Here is a 12,117-nt window from a genome sequence, read left to right as displayed (position 1 = left end):
CAAGGCAAAGTTAGCTAATTTCGGGTTTAATAGCGTAAGATAGATAATGAATTTGCAGCACCCGCAATCTTGATGTCGTACTTGTTGGATTCTTGGTCATAGTTTTTGCTCTTGCGAACATCATCCAAAACCACATCCACATCTTCGTATTTGTTGTTGGAGAATAAAGCATCCGTTTCAACACGACAGGCAGCTCCTTTTGGTAGATACAAGATCACTTTGGAAGCAGCGGTATTGATCTCAATATCACAAGTACCAGAAGCTGGTTTTGGTAAGTATAAGTTCAGTGAACTTGCACCAGAATTTACTTCCAATTTGCCAAGTTTCATTTGTTTGAAATCTCCTGTGATTGCAGCTGCTCCCACATTGAATTCCAAATCCCATACAGGCTTACTGCTAAGGCCAACCTCAATCAAGCTATTGTTGTACTTATTGTTCTTCATTTTGCTGGTCAACTCCATTTTCACCTCTTTATCGCCCTTGGTCTGCAAGTTCAATGAGGCAGTTGGTTGTGCCGTCTTCGCACTGAGGACTAGACTTGAGTCTGTTCCCGGAGCGAAATTATACTTTGCTGCACCGCCATTGATGGTCAGTTTAGCAGATTCTGTTTCTGAGCCGATAGGATGGGAGACAACTTGGGTAAATGGTCCCTTCACGTCATCGCCAGTGGAAACATCAATATTGCCGATATGGTCATACATGCTCTCCTTGCTGGTTACCCCTTTGAAGAAAATAAAACCACATAATAAGATGTTGGTTGCAATAACGATGAATTTTCCATAAGTCCTTCCCTGCAGGAGCAAACTGACTCCAATAGACACAAGGATCAATGGCCATAAACTGATTATGGAGAAGAAATTAAAATCTATTACTTTCAAGTTGTGTAGCAAGAATACCAATCCTGCGAATACCAACCATATACCTGTTGCAATTTTATTGTTCATTGTTTCTTAGCTTTGTTGACCAAAACTACTACGATATTACAAATTTAATAACGGAAAATAGGCTTGACGCTTCATTTTTTCGGTAAATCAATTAGTTTTGTCGGTGAAAAGATTCATCGAGAATTTGTATCTTGAACTTATCCAAAACATTTTTGCCGAGGATTCGTTAGAATTAGTGATTTAATACAAAATATATAATAAAACCAACGTATGATATTTTATTATTTTGGTGAATATCTCTTGTTACTGAAGAAGGTTTTTCGAAAACCTGAGAAAATGAAGATTTACCTAAAGGAGGTCTTCCATGAAATGACAGAGATAGGAGTGGGGTCGTTGGGCTTAATTGTGATCATTTCTACCTTTATTGGTGCGGTAATGACGATGCAGATCGCCTTCCAGTTGGTTTCTGACTTGATTCCAACCTCGGTAATCGGACAGATCAACCGTGACTCCAATATCCTGGAACTTGGACCTACCATTTCTGCCCTCGTATTGATGGGTAAAGTAGGGTCTTCCATCTCCTCCCAAATTGGTTCTATGCGTGTGACAGAACAGATTGATGCCCTGGAGATCATGGGTATCAATGCCGCAGGCTATCTGATCCTCCCGAAGATTATTGCCGGAGTGATCATGGTACCGGCTCTAGTTATTGTCGCTATCGCTTGTGCCTTGGTCGGCGGTCTTCTAGGTGGTGCCCTTTCTGGTGCTGTAACGCCCGATGATTATATCGAAGGTATCCGCGGGGGATTCAATGGCTTTACCATGGTTGTCGCGATGGTGAAGGCCACAGTGTTTGGATTTATTATTACCTCTGTACCGGCCTATAAAGGTTTTTATGTGCGCGGTGGTGCTCTAGAAGTTGGACAGGCTGGAACAAGGGCCGTAGTGATTGGTTGTATTTCCATCTTGGCATGTGACTATTTGATCACTGCATTAATGTTGTAATTCTCTATGATTGAAATAACAAATATTCATAAGTCTTTTGGGGATAATGTGGTATTGGATGGAATCGATGCCATCTTCGAACCTGGAAAAGTAAGTCAGATTATCGGTGGCTCTGGATCAGGAAAAAGTACCCTGTTAAAATGTATTGTCGGATTGCACCAACCTAATCAAGGAAAGGTATTCTTTGACAAACAGGAATTTACCAAAATGGATTTCGAAGAAAAAGTACCCATCCGTAAGGAAATTGGAATGCTATTTCAGAATTCCGCCCTATTTGACTCCATGACCGTGGAACAGAATATCGTCTTCACTTTGGATATGTTTACCGAAATGAGCAAATCTGAAAAGATTGATAAGGCCAACTTCTGTCTGGAACGTGTAAATCTAGCTGGAAAAAACGGTCTATACCCATCGGAACTTTCCGGTGGTATGAAAAAAAGGGTCGGTATTGCCCGTGCAATCAGCATGAATCCCAAATATCTTTTCTGTGATGAACCGAATTCCGGACTTGACCCTGCTACATCCATCCTAATCGATGAATTGGTGCAGGACCTGACCGAAGAATATCAATGTACTACCGTCGTGGTGACACATGATATGAACTCGGTAATGGGGATTGGTGATTACATCCTGTTCCTCTATAAAGGGAAGAAATATTGGGAAGGTTCCAACCAGGATATGTTGAAATCTGACAACAAGGAATTGAATGACTTTGTGTTCGCCAGCCCTTTGATGAAAGCTGCTCGCAATACTTTGAAAAAGGAACAGTAATTCTTTTCCTTCGATTTTTCTATCTTTGCAGAAAAAACCTGCATAAAACAATGCTAACATCATGTTTTATGATGGCTTTTATGGTCCTTTAAATATTGCATCTTGAACAACGATACCCAAATTCAACTCCTTACACCGCAACACTGGAAAGATTATGAACTGATCGACTGTGGTGATTTTGAAAAACTTGAACGTTTTGGTGAACTGATCCTCATTCGTCCTGAACCACAGGCAGTATGGCCTAAAGCATTGGGCGATGCAGAATGGAATAAACGTTATCATATCAAATTCAAAGGCCGTTCGGCAACCTCAGGAGACTGGATGAAAAAGAACCCGAAGACTCCAGACCGTTGGCATATACAATATAAAAATGAAGATGTAGCCATTAAGTTCAGACTTGGTCTTACTTCATTTAAGCATGTCGGGATATTCCCTGAACAAGCTGTCAATTGGGATTATATCTCCGATTCTGTGAAGTCCTTCAAGACACCTAAACCCAAAGTATTAAACCTTTTTGCTTATACAGGTGGAGCATCTTTGATCGCCAAAGCTGCCGGTGCTGATACCACTCACGTGGATTCCATTAAGCAGGTCGTGACTTGGGCCAATGAAAATCAGGAGCTTTCTGGAATCAGCGATATCCGTTGGGTTGTTGAAGACGCTTTGAAATTCGTAAAACGTGAACTGAAACGCGGGAATACCTATAATGGAATTATCCTTGATCCACCAGCCTATGGACACGGTCCTAAAGGTGAAAAATGGAAATTGGAAGACCATATCATGGAAATGATGCGCGATGTCGTTCAACTATTGGACCCTAAAGAGCACTTCCTGATCCTCAATACATATTCCCTAGGTTTCTCTTCCGTAATCGTCGAAAACCTTATCAAAACCTCCTTCCCCAAAGTCCAAAACCTAGAGATTGGAGAGCTATACCTACAAGCAACTGCAGGTCCAAAATTACCATTAGGTGTTTTTGGGAAGTTCAGGAAAATAGCTGATTAGACAGTAGAAATAAGAGGGGTATTTGAACCAGGATGGAATGGATTCGAGGATAGACCAAGATCCTAATTCCTGTAAATACAGATAAAATTCGTAGGGGGTGTATCGCATGCGCCCGCTCCATACAAACATTAAAAAAGAGGTTGCCATGATCGGCAACCTCTTTCGTTTTTCATAGGTAGGTTTCTTATTATTACACATTTAAGGGGCTAAGTTGGGACTCAAGTCTGTTCAACTGTTCATAAAATGCAGTTTTGGATTCTCCAAAGGCTGAGTTTACTTTCGATTGAAGGGAACGGTAATAGCTAATACCATCCAAGAGCTGAGTGTGGAATTTCTGGATGTACTTTTTCTTCTTCACATCCAGGTCTGACAGGTTTTCATTGATATATCCTGCCAAGTGTTTAACATATAGATCGAGTTCGTTTATAAAGAAAGATGGTCTATTCACGCCATTTAAGACATTGACGCGTCCATAAATATGGTCAACCATTTCCTTTAGGCTATAAACTTTATTGAAATATGCGGTGTTCGGCCCAGGGCAGATGGCAACAGCATCCCTTTCCCTAGGTTTGAGGATACCATATTTCAAATATGCCGGCGTTGCCAAGCCTTCACATAGGCATTGTTTTTCAACGATCTTATTGTAAGCCAATTGATAACTCGCTTCATCGAGTTCCTGTTGCTTTAACTCATTGATCTTGTTCAATTGATATACCCTGGAAGCGGTACAAACTGGCTCGGTACTATTGCTCGTATCGGAAACCAAGTATTTCTTGGTGCAGGGGAATCCGGGTTTGCCCTGTTCAATCCTTTTCAGACGGCTCTGCTCTGCAGTGCTCTTCCTGAAGTTGTTGAATGGAACCCCTAATGGAGAAGCTTGGGAAATGTAGAAATCATCCGCTGTAGCTGTTGCTAGGTTATTGAGGGTTTCCTCATCTACCGTCGTAGCTTCCGGAACCAGCAGGAAGGGTGACCCCCAACCTACGGCATCCATGTTATAATAATCCAATAAGAAAGAATGCTCCTGCGAAGTTCCCACACCTCCTTGGACGGAAAACTTGATTGCAGGAGCGTTTTCACTATTTAGACCTAATTCTTGAAGGGCACTTTGGTAGAGCGGGAATATTTCCGCAATCAGTGCTTCCTTATTGTTCTTAAATTCTTCGAGAATCGGGCCTAAAAGAAATCCGTCGGTGGCAAACGCATGACCGCCACAGTTTAAGCCCGATTCAATCCGGTATTCGGAAATCCAAATACCTCTTTTTGCCAAATACTTGGCTTGGATAAGTGCCGACCTATAGTCTGACACCTTCAGAGTAATCTTCTTCTTGAAATTTCCATCGGCATCTGGAAAGAAGGTACCCAACTCTGATAGGTACGCATATAACCTTGGATTCATCCCTGCGGAAAGTACCAATGAGGACTGCAATTTGCTCATCGCAAAACCTCGTACCGCTGCTGATGCATCCGAAAATACCTCCGGCAGCTCATTGCCATCGGCATCTCTATTGATCTTGTCCACTTTAGACATGATGTTCACGTCGATTTCCCCTGGAACCATGGCCTCGCGGATATCATTGGCAACCAAATGCTTTTCATAGCCATGCTTCAATGATTTCCAGAGCGTATATTTTTCCTTGCTCGGATGTGCCTCCGGAAGCAGTTCAAAATAACGCTGAGCATCCTTATCCTCTTTCCAGTCCACACGTTTCAAGCGCTCCACCTGTTCAGAAACCAAATCCTGAACTAAATCCAAATATTTACAGATACGTGTTGCACGGTAATCAGCATGTTTCTTGCTGATCGCCTCGTAAGCTAGCTCATACTTCTTCGAATAATACTCGCGCATCCGCTCAATCAACTCGTCATCCACGATCGAAATAACCGAAGAAATACCAAATTGAGCAACTTTAATCGGCGTATCTATCGAAAATGCAAGGCCTAAAACAGGAATATGAAATGAATGCGTCATGTATATCTTTTACTGTCCGCAAATAACAAAACAATCCCCATACAAAAAGTAACAGCTGATAAAAGGAAAATGTGATGTTGGTCACTTTGGGGGAAGTATTTAGTATTAAGTATTTAGTATTAAGATTAAAAATACAGGTTCATAATAGCCATAGAGGGTGTCTAAATACTAAATACTAACTACTAAATACTAAATTCTAAATACTACTTAAAAACAATCGTCCTATTTCCGTGCAGCATTACGCGGTCTTCGGAGAGGAGCTGGATGGCGCGGCTCAGGACGGCTTTTTCGATTTCGGACCCTGCGGTGCGCATACCGCTGACGTCGTAGCTGTGGTCAACGGATTTGGTGTTCTGCACGATGATCGGTCCTTCGTCGAGGTCGTCGGTAACGAAGTGGGCCGTAGCGCCAATGATCTTCACGCCGCGATCATGCGCCTGCTTATAGGGATTCGCTCCGATAAAAGCTGGCAAGAAGGAATGGTGAATGTTGATGAGTTTGCCCTTAAACTTGGCAACAAAACTAGGGGAAAGGATACGCATGAATTTCGCCAAGACAATATAGTCCGCTTGATAGCTTGAAACTACCTCGGCCAGTTCATCTTCAAACTGTTCCTTGCTCTTGTTCTCATGGCTGATATAATGGAAAGGGAGGTCAAACTTCTCCGTGAATTTCTGCAGGTTGTCATAGTTCCCAACCACGGCGAGGACTTCAGCTTGGAAAGTGCCGAAATAATTGCGAACCAAGATGTCTGCCAAACAGTGATGCTCCTTGGTGACCAGGATCACCAAACGCTTCCTTTGGTCAGGATTGATCATGACCTGGCTGTTGGAAGGTAGTCTATTTGTTAAAGCTTGCTGTAGGACTTCCTTGTGGTATAGTTCGCCGGCGCATACTACCCGAACAAAGAACTTCTTGTTGGCTTCATCAACAAACTCGCGCATGCTCACGATGTTAAGCTCCTGTTCAGCCAAAACATTGGAAATGATGGCGACAAGGCCAACTGCATCCGTACACTGGATGAGAATTAAGGTTTGCGTATTCATGTTGGTTAGGTTGAAAAAGGGGGAGAAGTAAGACCTCTCCCCACAAATATTTTATTAAACGGCTTCCTGAACAGACTCTATTGCAGCCTCTTCAACGCCATCTTTTGTGGTCACTAAGTCGTCCTCAGTATCCAACTCAACGCGTAAGTTGTTGACGATATGAACTTGACGGTCCGGGGTATTTTTACCCATATAATATTCCAGCAACTGTGGAAGCTTATTGTCCTTTGATAAGATTACCGGCTCTAAACGGATGTTTTCTCCGATAAACATGCCAAATTCCGAAGGTGAGATCTCTCCCAAACCTTTGAATCGGGTGATCTCCGGTTTTGAACCCAATTTTTTGATGGCATTCACCCGCTCTTCGTCGGAGTAGCAGTAGATCGTTTCCTTTTTATTACGGACCCTAAATAATGGGGTTTGAAGGATGGATACATGTCCTGCTTTTACCAATTCAGGGAAGAACTGCAGGAAGAAGGTCATCAATAGAAGGCGGATGTGCATACCATCCACATCGGCATCCGTCGCGATCACGATATTGTTATAACGAAGGCCTTCGATGCCTTCCTCAATATTCAAGGCATGCTGCAATAAATTGAATTCCTCATTTTCATAGACGATCTTCTTGGTTAGGCCATAAGAGTTCAATGGCTTACCTTTAAGACTGAATACCGCTTGAGTATATACATCCCTGGATTTGGTAATCGATCCAGATGCAGAATCACCCTCTGTTATAAATAAGGTAGTTTCAAGGTTACGCTCATGCTTATCGCTGAAATGTACCTTACAATCCCTCAATTTTCTGTTGTGCAGGGAAGCTTTTTTTGCACGTTCATTGGCCAATTTCTTGATTCCAGCAATATCCTTACGCTCTCGCTCCGATTGCATGATTCGCTTTTGCAGAGCATCTGCAGTTGCCGGATTCTTATGCAGATAATCATCTAATGCCTTTTTGACAAAGTCATTGATGAAGGTACGCACGGTCGGACCTTCAGGGCCAACGCTTTGGGAACCTAGCTTGGTTTTGGTCTGCGATTCGAATACAGGTTCTTGTACCTTGATGGCAATCGCTCCAATGATGGATGCACGCACGTCAGAAGCATCGAATTCCTTTTTGTAGAACTCGCGGATCGTCTTCACGACCGCCTCACGATAGGCTGCTTGATGCGTTCCGCCCTGTGTGGTATGTTGTCCGTTGACAAAAGAATAATATTCTTCCCCATATTGCTGACCGTGGGTCATGGCGATCTCGATATCATCCCCTTTAAGGTGGATGATCGGATATCGCATCCCTTCGGTATCTACATTGCGCTCCAATAAGTCTTTTAGTCCATTTTCAGAGATGAAACGCTGCCCATTGAAGTTAATGGTCAGTCCAGAATTTAAGAAAACATAATTCCAGATCATGTTCTCCACAAATTCCAACCTATATTTATAGTTCCGGAAAATGCTGTCATCAGGATAGAAGGTCACTGATGTACCGTTGCGCTGGGTGGTATCCTTTTGCTCATCAGAAATCAATTCCCCTTTGCTGAATTGCGCAATACGCGTTACGTTCTGTCTATATGATTGTACGGAAAACTGATTGGACAGGGCATTCACCGCTTTGGTACCTACTCCGTTCAATCCTACCGATTTTTGAAAGGCTTTACTGTCGTACTTACCGCCCGTATTGATTTTGGAAACAACATCTACTACGGAACCAATTGGGATACCACGGCCATAATCACGTACCGTCACTCTGTTCTCATTTACGGTGATATCGATGATCTTACCAGCACCCATGACAAACTCGTCGATGGAGTTGTCAACCACCTCTTTCAATAATACATAAATACCATCATCATAGGCCGATCCATCCCCCAGCTTACCAATATACATCCCAGGTCTCAGTCGGATATGTTCCTTCCAATCTAGGGACCGTATGCTATCTTCGTTATATGTACTCATAATGTTTTTCGATATTCTTGAACCATCGCAAAAATATAAAAAAGTTAATCGACTTTTGCACAACACTTTTGCACATTTAATTCGCCAATAGAATTGCACATCACAAAACCAGGAATATTCTTGTCAATTGATAGGCCTGAAATGGAATTTTGATTGCTTTGTCAATTGGAGTTATCCACATCTAATGGCCAAATAATTGTTATTTCACGTGAAAAAGTGGTTTTAAGTTCTTGATTAGTAGGTTATTGTAGTGATAAAACTGTCCTGTTTATATTTTTATCCGCATCATCTTGCTGTCTTCTGGATGTTATATTTCCTAGGTTTGCCCTAGTTTTTTTTAGAAAAGAAAGGAGGTCTTATTCGAGACATATTCGAGAATGATTCGGACATAGACTTAATGCTGTTGCACACACGTTGCAAAAATTCGGAATGTGTCTCGAATGAGGTCAGTAAGAAACTCAAGTAAGAATAGAGGACAGATTAATATCCTCATGAATGCTTGTAAACGAAAAGGGAGATTTTCATGAAAATCTCCCTTTTGTATATGTTATGGATTCCTTAGACCCCTCTTCCGAAGTCATCTTGAACTCTTACGATATCATCTTCATCAGATGGATTGGCAGAGTCGGTATGTTGCCAGATTTCAGCAACGACTCCGTAGGAACCCAATCCTACAAGACGATGTCTTTCACCTTGGGAAAGGCGGATGGAATCCCCTTCTTTTAAGATCTTTAGTTCATGTTCCTCATCAGTAGGGCTGGTTACTACACCAACTTCTCCACGGATGACACGCCAAATTTCAGCTCTACGGTGGTGATATTGCCATGATAAACGTTTGTTAGGGCCTACAATCAAAACTTTTGGGCTTAATTTGCCAGATATTCTCAGGTCTTGAACGTTTAGGCCTTCAAAATAAGCGTCGGCAAATTCCTGTGCCTGATCTTCGTTGATCACAAAAAATCCACCCCAAGGTCTATTCTGATCTTCGCTTTCAATCTTGAATCCCTTATTGGTCAATTTACTTGAAATCTCTTGAAATAATTCGCTTTTATCTATATATGTCATGGTTACGATGTTTACTTATGTGAAGATAATATAACTTTTGTATTAATACAAGCCATAAATCAGTCTATCGATTGATTTACCTTATATTTGCAAAATAAGAAATTTCCTCATGTCACAAGCATTCGATACACAAAATGATATTTTTTCCAAGGCCGTCGCGTTCGTTAACCAGACTCAGCAACCCATATTTCTAACTGGGAAAGCAGGGACTGGAAAGACTACTTTTTTGAAGTTTATCCGAGAGAACAGCTACAAGAAAATGGCCATCACTGCGCCGACAGGTGTGGCTGCGATGAATGCTGGCGGGACAACACTTCATGCCCTGTTCTGGCTGCCATTCGGTGTGTTTATCGAAGATTATCCCTTGCAATGGGGAGATTCAGACCAATTTATTTACAACAAGCACAGGTTGTTTAGTACGATTAAATTAACCAAGAACCGTCGCGCCATCCTGCAAGAATTGGAACTGTTGGTAATTGATGAAGTTTCCATGGTCCGTGCGGATACCTTGGATGCAATTGATGTCATCCTGAAAAGTGTACGTCGAGATATGCGCCCATTTGGAGGCGTTCAGGTCCTTTTTATTGGGGATCTGTACCAATTGCCGCCCGTGGTCCAAGATCGCGAATGGCAGGTCCTTCGGGATTATTATTCCAGTGTGTTTTTCTTTGATGCCAAAGTTTTCAAGCAGCAGCCACCGGTACTGATTGAACTTCAGAAAATCTATAGACAACAGGATGATGCTTACATCAATATCTTGAATAAAATCAGGAATAATGAGACTACAAATGCCGATCTCGATGACTTGAATACCCATTACAAACCGGATTTTATCGCCCCAGAAGGGGAACAATATATTACCTTGACCTCACATAATAGACTTGCGGACCAGATCAACCAAGAGAAGCTGGAAAGCTTGGACAGCAAGCTGCATCAGATTAAGTCCATTATCAAGGATGAATTTCAGAATGGACTGTTTCCAGCAGAGGAGACCTTGAGCCTGAGGGTCGGTGCACAGGTGATGTTTATCAAGAATGATGTAGGTGAGGAACGCCGTTATTTCAATGGAAAGATCGGTACGGTGAAGGATATTCAAGTTGAAAAGCATAAGATCATAGTTTCCTTTCCGAATGGGGAAGAGGATGTGGAAGTCAAACGAGAAACTTGGGAGAATATCCGCTATTCCTATAACAAAGGGGATGACAAGATCGAAGAGGAGGTATTGGGTACATTCTCTCAATTTCCTTTGCGATTGGCATGGGCCATTACCATCCATAAGAGCCAAGGTTTGACCTTTGAAAAGGCAATCATTGATGCAGGGACTTCCTTTGCAGCTGGACAGGTCTATGTAGCCCTGAGCAGGTTGACTGGCTTGGAAGGTTTGGTATTGCGTTCCAGGGTTCCTTCCTATGCCATCCGTACGGATTATCAGGTGGTCAGCTTTATGAAACAGATGGAGGCCATCACCGATTTAGAACCGATCCTACAGGAATCCCAAAAAAGATATCTCGGTCAGATCTTATTGCAGAGTTTCCGCTGGAACAGTATGTGTGAAGAAATGGAATCCCTGATCGTGGAGCAAGAAGGGAAGAAAATTGAGGGTAAAGATGAGGCCGTTGAATTCCTGAAGGACATGCTGTCAAAATTAAAGGCACAGGAAGTGGTGGCCAACAAATTTATCACCCAACTGTACAAAATGCTGGGTCAGGTAGACCTTGACTATGAAAAGATCTGCGAGCGATCAAAAGCGGCGGTCAGCTGGTTTATTCCCACATTTGATAAGGAATGTTTAGCGCCAATGGAGAAGCATATTGAGCAATGGCAGGTTAAGAAAAGGACCAAGAAATATATTTCTACCCTAAAGAGTATTTTGTTGGATTTCAAGAGAAAGCATGAGCAGCTCAAACATAGCCTAACTATTGCGGAAGCCCTAAATAAGTCCTCGGATGAACTGACAGAGGAGTTGCTGCAATGGAACAAGCCTAAGGAGGATCTGGCGAAGGAAGTAGAAGAAAAGGAGAAGGATACCAAACAGATTTCCCTGGATATGTTTATGGATGGGATGGATATTGAAGAGATTGCTACGAAACGCGATATGGTGGTAGGAACCATCTATGGTCATCTGATCAATTTTATAGGTTCCGATATTGAAGCATCAGATTTGATTCCGGATGCCGAGCTGCAAAACATTGTCAAGGTCATCAAGTCACATCCAGATGCTTCAGCGACCGAGCTAAGAACCTTGATGGACATGAAAGTAGATTACCCACAGATCAGGATTGCCCAAAAGTATATGGAAGTAGCTGAGAAGTAAGATCGAAGCAGTTGGTTAAACTAAATTTGTTAAGAATTCTTAAAGTTTAAGCTGATTTCGTTTTGTTTATTGCTAATTGATTAAATTCAATAATAATTAGCTTTA

Annotated in this window: 9 protein-coding genes; 4 read left to right on the top strand and 5 right to left on the bottom strand. The window is 42.2% G+C overall.

Annotated features, from left to right (window positions below; translation table 11 throughout):
* Window positions 1-26: 26 nt before the first annotated feature.
* A complete protein-coding gene (locus NLF99_RS00250; RefSeq protein WP_185210902.1) occupies window positions 27-944 on the bottom strand; it encodes a DUF5668 domain-containing protein in 918 nt (305 codons plus the stop codon).
* A 210-nt stretch (window positions 945-1,154) separates the two neighbouring features.
* Here NLF99_RS00250 and NLF99_RS00245 point away from each other — a divergent pair, with 210 nt between their 5' ends.
* The 3 genes from NLF99_RS00245 to NLF99_RS00235 all read left to right on the top strand — a co-directional run bounded on the left by NLF99_RS00245 (window position 1,155) and on the right by NLF99_RS00235 (window position 3,665).
* Window positions 1,155-1,889: an ABC transporter permease gene (locus NLF99_RS00245; RefSeq protein ID WP_185210901.1), complete on the top strand. Its 735-nt coding sequence runs from the start codon at window positions 1,155-1,157 to the stop codon at window positions 1,887-1,889.
* A 6-nt stretch (window positions 1,890-1,895) separates the two neighbouring features.
* The gene (locus NLF99_RS00240) at window positions 1,896-2,660 is read left to right on the top strand and encodes an ABC transporter ATP-binding protein (RefSeq protein WP_185210899.1); all 765 of its coding nucleotides are present in this window, start codon (window positions 1,896-1,898) and stop codon (window positions 2,658-2,660) included.
* Between the two features lie 99 nt (window positions 2,661-2,759).
* Entirely contained in the window at window positions 2,760-3,665 is a 906-nt protein-coding gene (locus tag NLF99_RS00235; protein ID WP_185216128.1) for a class I SAM-dependent methyltransferase, read from the top strand.
* Between the two features lie 190 nt (window positions 3,666-3,855).
* On the opposite strand, the gene NLF99_RS00230 is transcribed toward NLF99_RS00235, so the two are convergent.
* From NLF99_RS00230 to NLF99_RS00215, 4 genes are all read right to left on the bottom strand, one after another.
* Window positions 3,856-5,637, bottom strand: a complete 1,782-nt coding sequence (locus NLF99_RS00230; protein WP_254526337.1) for a hypothetical protein — start codon at window positions 5,635-5,637, stop codon at window positions 3,856-3,858.
* Window positions 5,638-5,840: 203 nt separating this feature from the next.
* The gene (gene purU, locus NLF99_RS00225) at window positions 5,841-6,683 is read right to left on the bottom strand and encodes a formyltetrahydrofolate deformylase (protein ID WP_185216046.1); all 843 of its coding nucleotides are present in this window, start codon (window positions 6,681-6,683) and stop codon (window positions 5,841-5,843) included.
* A 54-nt stretch (window positions 6,684-6,737) separates the two neighbouring features.
* Window positions 6,738-8,633: a DNA topoisomerase IV subunit B gene (locus NLF99_RS00220; RefSeq protein WP_254526336.1), complete on the bottom strand. Its 1,896-nt coding sequence runs from the start codon at window positions 8,631-8,633 to the stop codon at window positions 6,738-6,740.
* A gap of 558 nt (window positions 8,634-9,191) precedes the next feature.
* Window positions 9,192-9,698 carry a phosphoheptose isomerase gene (locus tag NLF99_RS00215; protein ID WP_185210893.1) on the bottom strand — a complete coding sequence of 169 codons (507 nt, stop codon included), beginning with the start codon at window positions 9,696-9,698 and terminating at the stop codon, window positions 9,192-9,194.
* Window positions 9,699-9,807: 109 nt separating this feature from the next.
* Between NLF99_RS00215 and NLF99_RS00210 the strand changes: the two genes are divergently transcribed.
* Entirely contained in the window at window positions 9,808-12,012 is a 2,205-nt protein-coding gene (locus NLF99_RS00210) for a helix-turn-helix domain-containing protein (protein ID WP_254526335.1), read from the top strand.
* Window positions 12,013-12,117 lie beyond the last annotated feature (105 nt).

The sequence above is a fragment of the Sphingobacterium sp. LZ11T8 genome (genome assembly GCF_024261425.1).
GTDB lineage: Bacteria > Bacteroidota > Bacteroidia > Sphingobacteriales > Sphingobacteriaceae > Sphingobacterium.
Note: the sequence above shows the minus strand (reverse complement) of the source record. Positions and strands in the feature narration are given on the sequence as shown.

What these genes read in the sequence shown, in the direction of transcription:
- NLF99_RS00210 (WP_254526335.1), top strand. Translation starts at nt 9,808, where the DNA reads ATGTCACAAGCATTCGATACACAAAATGATATTTTTTCCAAGGCCGTC.
- NLF99_RS00250 (WP_185210902.1), bottom strand. Translation starts at nt 944, where the DNA reads ATGAACAATAAAATTGCAACAGGTATATGGTTGGTATTCGCAGGATTG.
- NLF99_RS00215 (WP_185210893.1), bottom strand. Translation starts at nt 9,698, where the DNA reads ATGACATATATAGATAAAAGCGAATTATTTCAAGAGATTTCAAGTAAA.
- NLF99_RS00220 (WP_254526336.1), bottom strand. Translation starts at nt 8,633, where the DNA reads ATGAGTACATATAACGAAGATAGCATACGGTCCCTAGATTGGAAGGAA.
- NLF99_RS00245 (WP_185210901.1), top strand. Translation starts at nt 1,155, where the DNA reads ATGATATTTTATTATTTTGGTGAATATCTCTTGTTACTGAAGAAGGTT.
- NLF99_RS00240 (WP_185210899.1), top strand. Translation starts at nt 1,896, where the DNA reads ATGATTGAAATAACAAATATTCATAAGTCTTTTGGGGATAATGTGGTA.
- purU (WP_185216046.1), bottom strand. Translation starts at nt 6,683, where the DNA reads ATGAATACGCAAACCTTAATTCTCATCCAGTGTACGGATGCAGTTGGC.
- NLF99_RS00230 (WP_254526337.1), bottom strand. Translation starts at nt 5,637, where the DNA reads ATGACGCATTCATTTCATATTCCTGTTTTAGGCCTTGCATTTTCGATA.